Here is a 270-nt window from a genome sequence, read left to right on the forward strand (position 1 = left end):
CCTTCTCCTCCCCGAGCGCCAGCAAAAGACCTGTCATCGTTTTAGTAATAGAACCGATCTCATAGAGAGAATGGGAGTGAACCTCTTCTGTCATCTGATCCCGCGTCCAAATCAATTTTTCTGATTTCGTGACCAGACCAACTGTCAGCTGGTGAGTAGGGGGACTAACCCAGCGATGAATATGATCTTCTGTCATCACATCCATAAGTGTGATTTTCACAAATTCACTTCCCTTGAAGGATTTGGTAAGGATGCTGATTCAATCTAGTT

The 270-nt window shown here is 44.4% G+C and carries 1 pseudogene; it reads right to left on the reverse strand.

The features are described from left to right. A pseudogene (locus SB773_RS31945) lies at positions 1 to 220 on the reverse strand (serine hydrolase domain-containing protein); the annotation flags it as partial. Positions 221 to 270 lie beyond the last annotated feature (50 nt).

It is taken from the genome of Bacillus sp. SIMBA_074 (genome assembly GCF_046534555.1).
In the GTDB taxonomy this organism is placed as follows: Bacteria; Bacillota; Bacilli; order Bacillales; family Bacillaceae_G; genus Bacillus_A; species Bacillus_A mycoides.